This is a genomic window from Streptomyces seoulensis (assembly GCF_004328625.1).
GTDB lineage: Bacteria > Actinomycetota > Actinomycetes > Streptomycetales > Streptomycetaceae > Streptomyces > Streptomyces seoulensis.
The window spans coordinates 3258929-3273964 of the sequence record NZ_CP032229.1; the positions used below are offsets into that span (position 1 = coordinate 3258929).

General features: G+C 73.8%; 13 protein-coding genes. 6 read left to right on the top strand and 7 right to left on the bottom strand.

Features of this window, described 5'->3' with window-relative positions:
* Positions 1 to 20: 20 nt before the first annotated feature.
* Together D0Z67_RS15140 and D0Z67_RS15145 are read right to left on the bottom strand one after the other, a co-directional pair.
* Complete coding sequence (locus D0Z67_RS15140; protein ID WP_037774161.1) at positions 21 to 935, bottom strand: hypothetical protein; 915 nt, start codon at positions 933 to 935, stop codon at positions 21 to 23.
* Positions 936 to 1013: 78 nt separating this feature from the next.
* Positions 1014 to 1481, bottom strand: a complete 468-nt coding sequence (locus D0Z67_RS15145) for a hypothetical protein (RefSeq protein ID WP_031178975.1) — start codon at positions 1479 to 1481, stop codon at positions 1014 to 1016.
* A gap of 209 nt (positions 1482 to 1690) precedes the next feature.
* Between D0Z67_RS15145 and D0Z67_RS15150 the strand changes: the two genes are divergently transcribed.
* Both D0Z67_RS15150 and D0Z67_RS15155 read left to right on the top strand, forming a co-directional pair.
* Positions 1691 to 2878 (top strand): PP2C family protein-serine/threonine phosphatase, encoded by a 1188-nt coding sequence (locus D0Z67_RS15150; protein ID WP_051887439.1) that lies wholly within the window; start codon positions 1691 to 1693, stop codon positions 2876 to 2878.
* 81 nt (positions 2879 to 2959) lie between these two features.
* Positions 2960 to 4012, top strand: a complete 1053-nt coding sequence (locus D0Z67_RS15155; RefSeq protein ID WP_031178973.1) for a hypothetical protein — start codon at positions 2960 to 2962, stop codon at positions 4010 to 4012.
* A gap of 2 nt (positions 4013 to 4014) precedes the next feature.
* Here D0Z67_RS15155 and D0Z67_RS15160 read toward each other — a convergent pair whose 3' ends face one another.
* From D0Z67_RS15160 to D0Z67_RS15170, 3 genes are all read right to left on the bottom strand, one after another.
* The gene (locus D0Z67_RS15160) at positions 4015 to 5979 is read right to left on the bottom strand and encodes a hypothetical protein (RefSeq protein ID WP_031178972.1); all 1965 of its coding nucleotides are present in this window, start codon (positions 5977 to 5979) and stop codon (positions 4015 to 4017) included.
* Between the two features lie 171 nt (positions 5980 to 6150).
* Positions 6151 to 7698 (bottom strand): LCP family protein, encoded by a 1548-nt coding sequence (locus D0Z67_RS15165; protein WP_234312558.1) that lies wholly within the window; start codon positions 7696 to 7698, stop codon positions 6151 to 6153.
* Between the two features lie 273 nt (positions 7699 to 7971).
* Positions 7972 to 8175, bottom strand: a complete 204-nt coding sequence (locus tag D0Z67_RS15170; protein ID WP_031178970.1) for a hypothetical protein — start codon at positions 8173 to 8175, stop codon at positions 7972 to 7974.
* 110 nt (positions 8176 to 8285) lie between these two features.
* Between D0Z67_RS15170 and D0Z67_RS15175 the strand changes: the two genes are divergently transcribed.
* A complete protein-coding gene (locus D0Z67_RS15175) occupies positions 8286 to 9629 on the top strand; it encodes a helix-turn-helix domain-containing protein (protein ID WP_031178969.1) in 1344 nt (447 codons plus the stop codon).
* 24 nt (positions 9630 to 9653) lie between these two features.
* On the opposite strand, the gene D0Z67_RS15180 is transcribed toward D0Z67_RS15175, so the two are convergent.
* The gene (locus D0Z67_RS15180) at positions 9654 to 10442 is read right to left on the bottom strand and encodes a hypothetical protein (RefSeq protein WP_031178968.1); all 789 of its coding nucleotides are present in this window, start codon (positions 10440 to 10442) and stop codon (positions 9654 to 9656) included.
* A 168-nt stretch (positions 10443 to 10610) separates the two neighbouring features.
* Here D0Z67_RS15180 and D0Z67_RS15185 point away from each other — a divergent pair, with 168 nt between their 5' ends.
* A complete protein-coding gene (locus D0Z67_RS15185; RefSeq protein WP_031178967.1) occupies positions 10611 to 11576 on the top strand; it encodes a nucleoside hydrolase in 966 nt (321 codons plus the stop codon).
* A 69-nt stretch (positions 11577 to 11645) separates the two neighbouring features.
* Positions 11646 to 13292, top strand: a complete 1647-nt coding sequence (locus tag D0Z67_RS15190; protein ID WP_031178966.1) for a glycoside hydrolase family 13 protein — start codon at positions 11646 to 11648, stop codon at positions 13290 to 13292.
* Here D0Z67_RS15190 and D0Z67_RS15195 read toward each other — a convergent pair.
* Entirely contained in the window at positions 13289 to 14035 is a 747-nt protein-coding gene (locus D0Z67_RS15195; RefSeq protein WP_382846531.1) for a DUF4142 domain-containing protein, read from the bottom strand. The two genes, D0Z67_RS15190 and D0Z67_RS15195, sit on opposite strands and share 4 nt — an antisense overlap.
* 279 nt (positions 14036 to 14314) lie before the next feature.
* Here D0Z67_RS15195 and D0Z67_RS15200 point away from each other — a divergent pair, with 279 nt between their 5' ends.
* Positions 14315 to 15001: a DUF6445 family protein gene (locus tag D0Z67_RS15200; protein ID WP_031178964.1), complete on the top strand. Its 687-nt coding sequence runs from the start codon at positions 14315 to 14317 to the stop codon at positions 14999 to 15001.
* Positions 15002 to 15036: the final 35 nt, after the last annotated feature.

The window sequence follows — 15036 nt, forward strand, 5'->3', positions numbered from 1 at the left end:
GGCAGAAAGGTTGACCGTGCTCAGACCCGCGCCCGCGTCCGTGCCGGTGACCCCGGTGTCTCCGCGTCCCGCCGCCGCGCCGAGCGGCGCCGGGTCAGCCACGCGGTCAGCGCCACCGCCAGGCCCAGGACCAGCAGCAGCCAGGAGACCGTGCGCAGGCCCGAGGTGAGGGCGTCGTAGACGGCGGCGGCCACCGGGTGGGGGACGTCGGCGGGGAGGTCGGAGAGGGTGAGGGCGCGGCCCGCCGTGAGGGCGAGGCCGAGCAGGGCGCCGCCCAGGGCGGTGCCGAGGGCGGTGGCGACGACCGCGCGGCGGCGGCGTACGGCCAGGGCGATCCCCGCCGCGGCGAACAGGACGGCTGCCACCGGCAGCCACAGACCGGCGACTTCGAGCATGTGGAATCCCTTGCGGTACCGGGTCAGCTCCCCCGCCGGGAGCACCGGGACCTCGGTGTGGCGCACCGGGATGCGGGCGGCGAGCGGTATGTGGTCCTCGGCGAGCTGCGCCTTGACCTCGGCGGTCACCGGGGCCAGGTCGACGGTGACGGCGCGTGGCGCGCCGCCGGCCGGGGCGTCCTCGCGCAGCGCGCGCAGCACCGCGTCGTGGGTGACCCGGTTGCCGGCGTCCCAGGCGAGGCGGAAGGCGCGGGTGTGGGTGAAGGAGCGCACGGCGTCCCGGACGAAGGGGCCGACCGAGCCGCGTACCGGTGTCATGTCCGCGTGCTGGCCGACCTCGCGGAGGATGCCGTCCCCGACCGTGTCCGCGACGGCGTCCCGCACGGCCGGGTCGGCGGCGAGCGGGGCCATCGTGGTGACGTACCGGCCCGTGTCGGTGAGCGTGTACGAGGCCCAGGCCGCCGGTGCGCCGAGCGGCACGAGCAGGCAGGCCAGGGCGATCAGCGCGGCCGACAGGGCACTCCTCAGTCGGGGGTGCACGCCTCCCAGGCAAGTCCCGCCGCGCCCTCGGCGCGAGCGGTGGGGGTGCGTTCGGGGGACGGACGCCCCCCGGCCCTCTCAGCTCACCCGGTGCCCCACCGCGTCCTCCCGGGTGTAGAAGCGGTAGAAGAACACGATGAACGTCACCGCCGCCACGATCAGCGGAATCCCCACCGACCGCACCAGCGAGGCGCCCGCCTGGTTGTAGAGGAAGCCGAAGGACGCGCCGACGAACACCGCCCACAACAGCGCGTGCAGCTCGCGCCGCAGCCGGGGCGCGATGGTCAGCACGGCGAAGAGCAGCACCCCGAAGACCAGCGCGGTGAGGAACCCGAAGAGCAGGTTCCAGCCGGTGATCGGGCCGCCGGAGCGGCGGTTGGCGGCCGCCCAGTAGCCGTAGACCAGCGCCAGCAGCACCGGTACCGCCACTCGGGCCATCCGGTGGACGCGGTTGTCGAAGATGTCGGGGGGCGGGCTGATCGCCTTCGGGGCGTCCTTGCGGCCGCCCAGGTTCCGCGCGCCGGGCGCGGGTGCCGCGTGAGCCATGAGAGCGCTCCTTCTCTCGCCGCTTCGGGCCGCGACGTGACGGCCCGCCTTCCAGGGCACACCTGCGGCGACGGCCCGGCAACTCGGCCGGGCGGGTGAAGCCGCCCGGATGCGGCCGGAACCGGCCCGTGATCCCCTGAGGTCTCTCAAGGACGGCGGCCCGCCGCGACCCTTCGCGCGGCTCGGGACGGAGATGGCTCGTGACCGAGATGGAGTACCGGGGCCGGCGCGAGCAGCGGCGGATCGTGGGCCGGGGCGTCGCATGGCTGGTGCCGCTGGTGCTGCTGGCGGCCATCGTGACGGTGGACTTCCAGACGGCCGAGAAGTTCCGTGTCGTCTCCTGGATCATCCTGGTGCCGAGCATCGCCGCCGCGATCTGCGGGGTCGGCGCGACCATCACGTTCGCCCTGCTGTCCCTGGTCACCTACCTCGCCGTGGACACCGCCTTTCCCGAGCGCTACCGGGCGGGCACCGCCGACTTCGTACTGCTCGCGCTCGGCGGGGCGCTCGCCGTGATCGCCTCCGTGGTGCGGGTGCGCCGGGACCGGCAGGGCCTGCACATGCGGGACATCGCCGAGACCACCCGCCGTACGGTGCTGCGTCCCCTGCCGCCGGACTGGGGCGGTCTGGAGCACGCGGGCGTGTACCTGGCCGCCGACGTGGACGCGCGGGTGGGCGGCGACTTCTACGACATCCAGCCCGGCCCGAACGGCACCCGGGTACTCCTCGGGGACGTGCAGGGCAAGGGGCTCGGCGCGGTGGAGACGGCCGCCGCGCTGCTGGGCACCTTCCGCGAGGCGGCGTACCACGAGCCCGACCTGGCGACCGTCGCCGACCGGCTGGAGGTGCGGATGTCCCGCCACCGGGGGCACACCGCCGCGCTGGGCCGGTACGACGGCGACCGGTTCGCCACCGCGCTGCTGCTGGGCTTCCCCCGGGACGCGCGGGACGTCGTCGAGGTGATCAACTTCGGCCATGAGCCGCCGCTCGCCGTGGGCCCGCGCGGAGTGCGTCCGCTGCCCGGCGGGGAGCGGCTGCCGATCGGCTTCGGGGACCTCACGGGGGGCGCGGGGCCCGGCGCGGAACCGGGGCCGCCGGCCTGCCGGGAGCGGCTGGACCAGGACGAGACGCTGCTGATGGTGACGGACGGGGTGACCGAGGCCCGCGACCGCGCCGGGGATTTCTACCCGCTGCTGGACGACGTGGCGCGCGCGGTCGCCGCTGACCCCGGCCGGCCCGCGCCCCGGCGGCTGGTGCGCCTGGTCCGCGAGGGCGTGCTGCGGCACACCCGGGACCGGCTCGGCGACGACACCACCGTCTTCGCGCTGCGCAGGCTGCCCGAGCCGCAGCCGGAGGCCCGGCCCCGGTCCACGACCGGGCGACCTTCGCCGTCCTGAGGCCCGCCCGCCCGCGTCCAGCGGTTACGGTGCTGGCTGACCGGCGTACCCGGCCACGGCCGGTGAACAGGGGGAGGCGCCATGCCCGGAACCGTGCTGCTGCTCGCGGCCGCGCCGCTGGGCCGCGGCCGCCTGGTGGACGCGGCGGCCGTGCTGCCCGTACTGGGCGCGGTCGCGCCGTCCGTGCTGGCGGGCACCGACACCGCGCACGTGGTCGAGCTCGCCGACCCGCTCGACCCGCAGGGCGTGCTGACCCGGCTGCGCGCGGCCGCCGCCGCCTCCGGGCCGCTGACGGTGTACGTCACCGGGCAGCTGCTGCTGGACCGGCGCCAGCGCCTGCCCCACCTGGCGCTGGCCCGCACCACCCCGGCCACCGCCCGCTACACCGCGCTGCCCTGGCACTGGCTCAAGGACGAGCTGCGGCTCCGCCCGGCCGGGACCACCCAGCTGCTGCTGGACCTGCACGCGGACGCCGAGACCTGGGCCGACCTGGCCGAACGTCCGCTGGACTCGGGGCGTACGGCGGTCGTGCACGGCCGGATCGCGCCCCCGCCGGGATGGCGCCGGATCGCGGAGCCGACGTACATGCGGGCGGTGGCGGCGCTGCTGCGCGGCGGGCACCGGCCGCCGGTCGCGGAGCTGCACCGGCGGGCGCTGGACCGGATCGGGGCCGAGCTGCCGGCCAATCTGGTGCTCACCGCGCCGGACGACGAGGGCGACCCGCACGCCGCGCTGAGCGCCGCCGTCCGGGCCGGCCGCCATGCCGACGCCGACCGGCTGGCCGCCCGCCACCAGGACGCGGCGGTACGGCGCAACGGGCCCGCCTCCGAGGACGCCCTGCACTGGGCGGAGGTCCGGGCCGACCTGGCGATGTTCGCGGGCGACCCGGTGCGCAGCTGCCGCGCCTGGCTCGGCGTGGCCGGCTTCCGCCTCGCCTCCGGCCACGCCCCCGACGCCCCCGCCGTGGAGTCCGCGGTGGACCGCGCCCACCACCAGTGGGGCCGCATCGAGGACGCGGACCGCGCCCGCGAACTGGGCCACAAACTGGCCGAGTTGCGCACCCGCGTACCAGGACGCCGGGAGGGCGCCCTGGACGACGTGCGGGAACGTCTGGAGCAACTACAGGACGACTGACGTCACTTGGTGAACAGGAAGTACTTCCACGAGCCGTACGTCGTGGAGTTCACGCTGTCGCCGGAGCTGCCGTTGATGTACGACGAGCGCACCCGGAGCCGGTAGCCGACCTCCTGGCCGTGGTCGCCGGTGTACCGCACCTCGGAGACCCCGTCGGTGCCGAGCCCGAAGTACTCCGAACCGGCGTCGTACCAGGTGCCCTGGTAGTAGACCTGGATCTCCAGCCGGTGCGAACGGCCCTTGTAGTAGGGCATCTTGGTGATGAAGCGCGGGTCGGTGGACTTGTGGAAGTAGGCGTAGGTCTGGCCGTACGCCTTCACCGACTTGTACTGCTTGGCGGTCGTCAGGGACACGCTGACGCGGGTCCAGACGGTGCTGGTGGCGCTCGCCGTCGCGGTGCGGGCGTCACCGGCGAACTTCGCGGTGAGCTTGGTGTCCCGGCGCAGGTCGAGGGTGACCGCGAGGTCGCCGTGGGAGTTGACCTTGCCGGACTTCACCAGCTTGTTCGGCTTGTCGGCGCCGTAGGGGTCGGCCCAGATCTCCACCGTGCGGTTCTTGTAGGTCTTCCCCAGGTGGGCCGTGAACTTCACGTCCTTGCCGTAGGAGTAGACCTTGCCGTTGTTGTTCAGCGACAGCGACGCCTTGCTCCGCGAGACGGTCGCGCTGTCGCTGCCCCAGGCCGCGGTGTGGGCGGCGTCGCCCGCGTAGGAGACCTTGTACGTGACCTTGCCGCCGGCCGGCGGGGTGTCGGTGAAGGAGTAGCTGCCGTCGGCCTTGGTGGAGACCTGGGGCAGCGCCTTGCCCTTGGGGGACTCCAGGTCGGTGCGGGTGACGGTGAGCCGGGTCCCGGCCGGGAGCGCGGCCCGGGAGGTCACCTTGCCCTTGACGGTGAGCTTCTTGGCGCGGGTCGCGGTGGCCGGCGCGTCGGCGGTGACCTTGGTGACGGCCTTGGTGGGGCCCTCCAGGACCCGCAGCCGGTAGGCGCCGTCGTAGTCGTGGCTGACCGCGAAGAGGCGGGAGCCGTCCGGCGCCCAGGCGAGCCCGGCGTCCGCGAGGAGCTGGTCGCTCGCCCCGAAGTCGTACTCCCGGACCGAGGTCCGCTGCCCCGGCTTGAACACGAACACGTCGGGCTCGTACGCGCCGTCGATGCCCGCCGCCACCGAGCCGTCCGGGGCGATGTCCACCGCGTTCGGGTAGGCGTCGGTCGGGTAGGAGCCGTCCTCCGACAGGTCGGCCGTGTCGTAGACCGCCTGGTGATAGGGGTACGCGCCGGCGACCACGAGGCGCTGTCCGTCGGGTGTGACGGCGAGGTCGCGCAGGTTGCCGCCGTCGGTGTCGCGGTGGGCGGTCAGGGCCGGGGTGCCGGACGAGACGTCGTACACGCCCAGTTCGGACGGGCTCTGCGTGGGGATGCCCGCGACCAGGGTGTTACCGGCCCCGTCGAGCATGGGCGCGGAGAACCAGGGGCTGTCCGGGTCCTGGCCCAGGGTGACGGTGTGCTCGGGCGCGGTGAGGTCGACGGAGCCCAGGTGGCCGCCGTTGCCCTCGGAGGCGGTGTCGTAGCCGAACCAGAGCCTGCCGCCCGCGAGGGCCAGGTACTTGGGGTCGGTGCCGCTCACCGGATAGCGGGCGGACTCGGTGGCGGTCGCGGTGTCGAAGGCGACGATCGCGTCCGCGCCGCCGGGGACCGCCGCGTACAGGGTGGAGGAGTCGGCGGAGAGTTCCAGGCCGAGCACGCCGGGCAGGGCGGTGAGCTGCTTGACGACCGTGCCCCGGTAGTCGGTGACGACGATCTTGCCGCCGGACGGGTCGCTGAGGAACACCCGCTGGTGGACGCCGTCGACCACGACCGTGCCGGTCGACCGGACGGGCAGCGGCTGCGTGGTGTCGGCGTGGGCGGGGACGGCCGCGAGGGCCGCCGAGCTGAAGAGCACCGCGAGAGCGGTGGCGGTGGAGCGGGTGCGCATACGCACGCTGATTCGAACCCCCCGGAACGAATGCTGATGTGGAGCCGGACGGAGGCCACGGCGCGGAGAGTCCCCGGTGCGCCGGTGATGTGTGTGACCTGTGTGACCTGTGTGCCTCGTGCGGCGAGTGAGCAAAGAGTAGGTCATGCCGGTGACAGCGTCACGCGGGAATCACCAGGTGAAGCCCTCCTGGATCTTCATGCAGGCGTCCGTCCTGTCGCCGCCCAGGACGGCCGCCGACTTGGGGACCTCGCGCTTGGCCGGTTCGGGGAAGCGGTCGCCGGAGGGCCAGTCGGCGCCGACGACGAGGGTGATGTCCCGGGCGTCGTCCACCGCGCGGACGCGGGCGGCGGGGATGTTCAGCTCCTCGGCCACCGCGAGGGCGTCGCCCCTGAGCATGGTGCCGGAGTACAGGACGGAGGTGCCGGGCTCGGCGGCGGCCGTCTTCTCCTCGATGGTGTGGGTGAAGCCGTGGTCGCGGAGGATGCCGGCGACCGCCCCGGCGCGTTCGGGAGCAAGGGACTCCAGGCCCGCGCCGGTGCCGTTCTCGACCCGGACCGTGATCTCGGCGGGCGGCGCGGCCGGGTCGGTGGCCTTCGGGCCGGGGTCCTTGGTGCCGCGGCCGTCCAGCGGGACGTCGTCGCGGACCATGGAGACGAGCTTGTCGGCGTCGTCGGCGGCGGGCACCAGGCGGTCGCGGTCCTGTGACCAGGGCGTGGTGGGCAGCGTGGTCATGGTGATCCGCTCGGTGGGCACCTTCTGCAGCTCCATCGACAGGTCGTACAGCTTCTTGACCGTGCCGAGGCCCTCGTCGACGGTGAGCGCGCTGGTCGCGGCCTCGGCGAGGCGCCGCATCTCGGCGGGGTTGCCGAGGGTGGCGTCGGCGCGGAGCTGGCGGACCATCGAGTTCATGTACATGTGCTGGGCGTGGGTGCGGCCGACGTCGCTGCCGTCCTCGAAGCCGTAGCGGGTGCGCAGCCACTGCAGGGCCTGCCTGCCCTTGACCGGGTGGGTGCCCGCCCGCAGCCTGAGGCCGGAGCCGTGGCCGTCGGCGGTGTGCGAGTAGACGTTCTGTCTCACGCAGACCGGGACGCCCCCGATGGCGTCGGCCATGGCGACCACGCCGGAGAAGTCGACCATCATGAAGTGGTCCACGGGGATGCCGGTGAGCCGCATCCAGGTGGCGACCGTGCAGCCGGGCCCGCCCCGGCCCAGCGACTCGTTGGCCATCGCCAGGCTCAGCTCCGGGTACACCTTCTTGGTGACGGGGTCGGTGCAGCGGGGGATCGGGACCATGGTGTCGCGGGGCAGGCTGATCACCGACATGTCGTTCCGGTCCGCCGAGACGTGCAGCAGCATCTGCACGTCCGCCAGCGGGGGGCGGCCCACGTCGCCCTTGGAGCCGCCGAGTTCGAGGTCGTCGGCGGTGTTCCGGCTGTCCGAGCCGATCAGCAGGATGTTCAGCGGGGTGCGGCCCGCCGCGTCCGGGGTGGCCGAGGGGTTGGGGCTGTCGCCGAGGTTGAGCGGGGCCTTGGCGAGGTTGCCGTTGAGGTGCCGGTAGTAGAGGTAGCCGGCGGCTGCGGTGCCGAGCAGGAGCAGGGCGACGGCGAGGGCGGTCCAGCGCAGGACGCGTGTGGTGCGCCTGCGGGGTGGCCGTACGGTCTCGCCGGTGGTGTCCGGTGCCCCGGTGTCCTCCGTGCGCAGGCTGCTACCCGTCATCCCCCGTGCCCTTCCGCCCTGGCCCCCCGACCCCGGCCACCGAAAAGAAACCCCGTTCAGCGGCAAGGCGGTTCGCGCTTCGTGCAGGGCCTGGCCGGATCGAGGCTCACCCTAATGGCGGAGGTTCGCTGTCAACTGTTGACGGTGAGATATTCCACTCCCGTACAACCGTGGTCTTGGCGGGGTTTGGGAGTGTTCGCCGCTGGGCTTGGGGTGGGTTTTACTCGGAGTTGGGCGAGAAACCCCCTTGCGCGGGTGGGTTGTCGGGGGTTGTCAGGGCTGGGCGTGCCGGGCGACGGGCACGGGGACGGCGCCCGCCGCGCGGGCCGGGCAGGCGTGTCCGGCGAGCACCAGGACGGCCACCGCCACGACGGCCGCGACGACCCCTCTGGCGAACGGACCGGCGTCCGCGAGGCGGAGCCGGGCGCGGGCGGGAGCATGGGGGCGTGCGACGGGGGCGGGGGTGCGACCTGGCACGGCTACCTCGCAACATCAGCGACGGGTCAAGCGGACTTGAGCCGCCGTTTAACCTAGGGCTGCGGGACCCCAACGACAAGGGGACCAAAGGGAGTTGGGGAGGCACACGGATGCCGGAGCGGGACGGGCCCGAGGTGGTCGGGCGGCGCGTGCAACGGCTGCGCGCCGAACGCGGTATGACACAGCGACAGTTGGCCGAGCCCGCCTACACCCCCGCCTACATCTCCACCCTGGAGGCGGGCCGGGTGCGCGCCTCCGACGACGCCCTGCGGCACATCGCGGACCGGCTCGGCGTCACCTACGACGAGCTGGCCTCCGGCCGCCCCGCCGGGCTCGCCACCGCCCTCCGGCTCCGGCTCACCGAGGCGGAGCGGGTGCTGGCGGACGGCCGTGCCGAGGAGGCCGGGGAGCGGTACGCGGCCCTGCTGGCCGAGGCGGCGGAGCACGGCCTCGTCCCCGAACAGGCCGCCGCGCTGCTGGGACTTGGCGAATGCGCGCTGGAGACCGGCGAACTCGGGGCAGCGCGGAGCCACTTCGAGCAGGCGGAGGAACTGCTGTCCGGCGAGACCCTCCCGGTACGGGTGCCCGCCATACGCGGCCGGGCCGTGGCGCACTATCTCGCCGGTGAACTCCGCTATGCGGTCTACCTGTTGGAGTCCGCGCTCGACGGACTCAACCGGGGCGGGCTGCACGACCCGGACGCCCTGCTGCATCTGTACACCGCCGTCATCGGCCCCTACATGGACATGGGCGCCCACGCCCGCGCTGCCCAGGCCGCCGAGTTCGCGCTCGCGCTCGCCCCGCGCGCCGAGGACCCCGCGCTGATCGCCCGGATGCACCGCTCGGTCGCCCGCACGCTGCTCGCCGAGGGCCGGCACGCCGAGGCGGACGCCTCCCTCGCCAAGGCGGCCGGGCTCTACCGGCAGCTCCGGCTGCGCACCGAGCTGGCCAACTGCCACTGGATGCGCGGCTACGTCCACGCCCAGGCGGGCGAACTGGACCGCGCCGAGCACGAGTTGCGCCAGGCGCTGGAGATGCTGGCCGAGACCCGCGCCGCGCTCTACCGCAGCCAGGCCGCGGTCGAACTGGCCGACGTCCTGCACCGCCGGGGCCGGCCCACCGAGGCCGCCTCCCTCCTCGACGGCGTCCTCGGCGACTTCTCCTCCGAACGCGGCGCCGTCCACGCCGCCGCCGCCCACCGCCTCCTCGGCATCATCGCCGAGGACGCGGACGAGACGGACTCCGCCGAGGAGCACTACGTACGCGCCCTGAGCCTCCTCGAACGAGCGGGCGCAGCAGGCGACTTGGCCGACCTCTGCCGACTCCTGGGCGACCTCCTCCGCCGCACCGGCCGCACCGAAGCAGCCCTGGACGCGTACCGGACGGGCCTGGGCCACCGCACCACACCGGGCACGACCACGCTGGGCCCGGCCCCGGCGGGACCGCCGTTCTAGCCCCGCTGTTCCAGCCCTGCTGTTCTAGACCTGCGCCCGCCCCTGGCGCCGTACGTCCGCCAGTCTCAGTGCGCCGATCTGCACCGCCGCCTGGGTCGCGTCGTTCGGGACGTCGCCCGTGCTGCCGTTGGTGAGGGCGAAGGCGTCTTCGCCGACTCGGGCGGCGGCGAGTTCGAGGGTGAGGGACTGTTCGTCGGCGTCGGGGTTCTCGGGGTCGGTGGCGGTGAGGGTGACGCGGAGGCCCTGGCGTTTGTCGCCGACCTCGGGGAGGGGGAGGTCGGAGACCTGGACGTCCTCGGTCCAGCCGGTCTGGGTGGTGGCGGTGAAGCGGGCGCACTTGGCCGGCATCTCGCCGAGCCACTTCAGGTCGGCGTCCACGTCGGAGGGGCGGCGGGCGCCGATCTGGTAGCGGAGCTGGGCGCCCGCGTCGGGGTCGTCCAGCGCGACGGCGACGCGGGCGGGGGCGCCGAGTACCTGGTCGGAGTAGAGCGCGTCCAGCAGCCGCTGGCACTCGGCCACCTCCGACCTGGCCTTCAGCATGCCGTCCCGCCAGGTCGCGATGGAGCCCGCCGCCGTCCACGGCGAACCGAGGTCGGACTCGGTGACCAGCGCGGCCTGCGCCTGCGCGTCGGTGAGCGCGGAACCCCCGGCGGCCGGTGACTTGGAGTTGGCCGGGGGCTTCTCGACCGTCGGCAGGGAGTACGTCGCGGTCGGCGGATGCTCAAGACCGAGGGTCGCGCAGCCGCTCAGCGCGAGCAGGGAGCCGAGCGGCAGGAGGACACGGGCGCCGCGGGTACGTATGCCTCCGGTCATCGGGTGTGCCTCCTGGTCGGTGCGGCCGCTGCCTGCTCCTACGGCACCACCGGCGATCACCGCCCACCAGCGCTCCGGTCCGTTCGGGTGAGGGCATCGGGACCGGGGCCGGGGCACTCCCTTAGGGTCGAGGCGTCCGTACGCAGCGACGCCCGGCAGGAGGCCGCCGTGCAGCCCGTGGTGCCCGTGATCATCGACTGCGACACCGGCGTCGACGACGCCCTGGCCCTGCTCCTCGCCGTCCGCCACCCCGGACTCGACCTGCGCGCGGTGACCTGCGTGGCCGGGAACACCGACGTGGACGGCGTGGTCCGCAACACCCTCACCGTGCTGGAGCTGGCCGGCGCCCCCGCCATCCCGGTGGCCCGGGGCGCCGAACGCCCGCTGCTGGAGCCCGCCCGCCCGGCCCGCCACGTCCACGGCAGCGACGGCATGGGCGACCTCGGCCTGCCCGCCCCCACCCGCGCCCCGGCCGCCGTGGACGCCGTCACCCTGCTGCGCCGGGAGATCCTCGCCTCCCCGCGCCCGGTGACCCTGATCCCCACCGCGCCCCTGACCAACATCGCCCTGCTGCTGCGCACCCACCCCGAGGTCACGCGCAACATCGAGCGGATCGTCTTCATGGGCGGCGCGGTCGGCGTCGGCAACGCCACCCCGGTCGCGGAGTTCAACGTCTGGCACGACCCCGAGGCGGCCGCGATCCTGCTCGGCGCGGACGTACCGATCACGATGTACGGCCTCGACGTGTTCACCCGCGTCGTGGTCCCCGGCACCGAGGTGCGCCGCCTGCGCGCCTCCGCCGAGCCCGGCGCGAAACTCGCCGGCGACCTGCTCTCCCACCGCCCCAGCGCCCCCGGCACCACACCGGACGACGAGGAGGCGGGCGGCCTCGGCGACGCGGGCGCGGTCTGCGCGGTCGCCGACCCGGCCGGCCTCACCACCCGCCCGCTCCCGGTCGAGGTCAGCCTCGCCCCCGGTCCGGCACGCGGCCAGACGATCGTGGACCTGCGCCCCCGCCCCGGCGAGTCCGAGATCCACGGCGGCACCCGCGCCCGCCCCCTGGTGGACGTGGCCCTGGACGTCGACGTGACCCGCTACGTGGACCTGTACCTGAAGACGGTGGAACGCCCCTGACCGAGGTTTCCCGCCCCGGGCGCCCCGGACAGCCTTCTGTCGAGACCCTCTAGGTGACATGGAGCCCGCATGGCGGACCTCTCGTCCAGGAACCCCGACTGGTGGCGGCAGGCCGTCATCTACCAGGTCTATCCCCGCAGCTTCGCGGACGCGGACGGCGACGGCCTGGGCGACCTCGCGGGCGTCACCGCCCGCCTGGACCACCTGGCCACGCTCGGCGTCGACGCCCTGTGGCTCAGCCCCTTCTACCCCTCCGAACTGGCCGACGGCGGCTACGACGTCGCCGACCACCGGGGCGTCGACCCCCGCCTCGGCACCCTGGCCGACTTCGACGCGCTGGCCGCGGAGGCCCACCGGCTGGGCCTGAAGGTCGTCGTCGACCTCGTCCCCAACCACACCTCCCACCGCCACCCCTGGTTCCAGGAGGCCCTGCTCTCCGCGCCCGGCTCGGCGGCCCGCGCCCGCCACGTCTTCCGGCCCGGCAGAGGCACGTACGGCGAACTCCCGCCCACCGACTGGCAGTCGGTGTTCGGCGACAGCGCCTGGACCCGCGTCCCGGACGGCGACTGGTACCTGCACCTGTTCGCCCCCGAGCAGCCCGACCTCGACTGGTCGCACCCCGAGGTCCGCGAGGACTTCCGCACCACCCTGCGCTTCTGGTCCGACCGGGGCGTGGACGGCTTCCGCGTGGACGTCGCCCACGGCCTCGCCAAGGACCTCACCGAACCCCTGCGGGACGTCGGGGGCATCGGCGCCACCGGCGAGGAGGCCCTGCCCCGGATCGCCCCCGGCAGCCACCCCTACTGGGACCGGGACGAGGTCCACGAGATCTACCGCGACTGGCGCACCCTGCTGGACACCTACGACCCGCCCCGCACCGCCGTCGCCGAAGCCTGGGTCCCCGACACCCGCCGCGCCCTGTACGCCCGCCCGGACGAACTCGGCCAGGCGTTCAACTTCGAGTATCTGGAGACCGGTTGGGACGCGGACCGACTCCGCCGCGCCATCACCGCCTCCCTCACCGAGGCGCACACCGTCGGCGCCTCGGCCACCTGGGTGCTCTCCAACCACGACGTGGTCCGGCACGCCTCCCGCCTGATCCTGCCGCCCGGCACCGACCTGGACGCCTGGCTCCGCTCGGGCGGCACCGACCCCGCCACCGACCCGGAGGCAGGGCTGCGCCGGGCCCGCGCCGCGACCCTGCTGATGCTGGCGCTGCCCGGCTCGGCCTACCTCTACCAGGGCGAGGAACTGGGCCTGCCCGAGGTCGCCGACCTGCCCGCGGCGGCCCTGCGCGACCCGGTCTGGGAGCAGTCGGGGCACACCCGCAGGGGCCGGGACGGCAGTCGCGTACCCCTGCCGTGGACGGTCAGGGGACCCTCGTACGGCTTCGGGCCCGGACCGGCGTGGCTGCCGCAGCCGGAGTCGTTCGCCCGGTACGCCGTCGAGGCGCAGACCGGCGCCGAGGGCTCCACGCTGGAGCTGTACCGCACCGCGCTCCGGCTGCGCCGCAAGCTGCTCCAGGGCGAGGAACTCAGCTGGACGCCCGGCGCCCCGCCCGGCGTCCTGGACTTCACCCGCGCCCCCGGCTGGCGCTGCCTGACCAACCTCACCACGGAGCCGGTGGCCCGCCCGGCGGGCGAACTCCTGCTGTCCAGCACGCCGTTGAGCGAGCCGGACGTGCTGCCGCCGGACACCACCGTCTGGCTCGGTTAGCCGATCGTCGGCGTGGGGCTCGGCTCGGCCGGGGCCGGGTCCTCGCGGGTGCTGTTCGAGCCCGGTTCGCCGGGGATGGCCAGCGGGGTCGAGGTGGCGTTCGGCGGCGGGGTGAGCACGACCTGCGGCTGACCCGGGTCCGGCGCGGGGGGCGTCAGGTTGTCCGAGGGCAGCTTGGGCGGGGTGGTCTGCTGGAAGATGGTCTGGTCGAAGTCGACCAGACCGGTCTTCTCCATCACCGTCATGTGGTCCAGCACGGTGTCGTTGGCCTGGTCGGCCAGCGAGCGGATCAGCGAGTTCTTGGTGGTGGACCGGATCTTCGCGATGGCGTTGAAGATCGAACCGTGCGTCATCCGGAGGATGTTGGCGAAGTCGGTGTCGAACGCCTTGCCCGTCTCACCCTTGAGCTGGGTCACGAAACCCTCCTGCTGGGGGCTCGCCACGTTGGGGATCGTGATGTTCAGCATCGGCGCGATCTTGCGGCAGGAGGCGTCCAGCGCTGCGTGCCCGTCGATCAGGTGCTTGCTGGCCTCCTTGACACCCGGGGAGGAGCCCTTCTGGAGTCCGATCTGCCCGAGCGGGTACTCCCACAGCCCGGCCGCGCGCACCTTCACCACGAAGTCCCGGTCCTGCTCGGTGAGCGGACCCCACTGGGTGTTGGCGACGATACGGGTCTGTGAACTGGAGACGGTGTTCAGCCCGAGCATGCTCGGGTAGGCCAGCGCCGCGAGGGTCAGTGCCATGGCACCGCCCACGAAGAGAGTTCCCGTCGCGTTCCGCGAAAAGCGCACCGTTCCTCCTGCCCGGTCGTGGTTCCGCCGACAGGCGGTTCAGACACACAGCAGTACGGACGCGGAGCCGATTCGTCTCGACGTCCGCCGTAAAGATTCCGCGCCGGTTTCCGGTGCTGTGCGGCGGTGTCGTCCTTGGCCCGCCAACAACCAGTGTATGAGCGGACGTTGGCCAAAGGTTGACCTCTCTCCGGGCGAAGCGCCGCAGGCCAGAAGCCTAGATTTCGCCGCATGCCCCCACAGCCACCGCCCCGCTCGCCCGCCGCCCTGCCCGTCCTGCCGTACCGCAAGCCCACCGAGGGCCGCGACTACTGGGTGCTGGACGACGCCCTGCCCGACGCCGGCGCGGTGCGCGAGCGGTGTCTCGCCAAGGAGGACTGGGCCGAGGGGTACCCGTACACCTCGGAGACCTGGCCCGGACTGCGCGCGATGCCCGGCCTCGAAACCGGTGAACTGGCCCGGGTGGAGCGGCTGGTGAAGCGGGCGACCGGTGCGAAGGAGCTGTGGGTGCAGCGGGCGCCCGGCGGCGGCACCCTCAATCACAACTGCGTGCAGGTCGTCGGCGAGGGCGAGAGCGAGCCCCGCCCGCACACGGACTCGCGCGCGCTGTGCCGGTACGCGGCCGTGCTCTACCTCAACCCGGCCGTGCCGAAGTCCTGCGGCACCAGCTTCTACCGCCAGTCCCTGCCCGGCGGCCGGCTCGGCGGCAATCTCGTCCAGGCCCCGCACAACAACCTCGTCGACGCCCTCGGCACCCGCTTCGTCGCCCCCGACACCTTCGAGGAGGACGTCCGCGTCCCGCACCGGGCCAACCGGCTGCTCCTGTACAACGCCAATCTGGTGCACAGCGCGACCGCCTACACGGGGCGCACGCTGGCGGAGAAGCGGATGACGGCGGTGTTCTTCTGGATGGCCTGAGACGCCTGAGCCTGCTCCGGGGCGTCACCCGTATG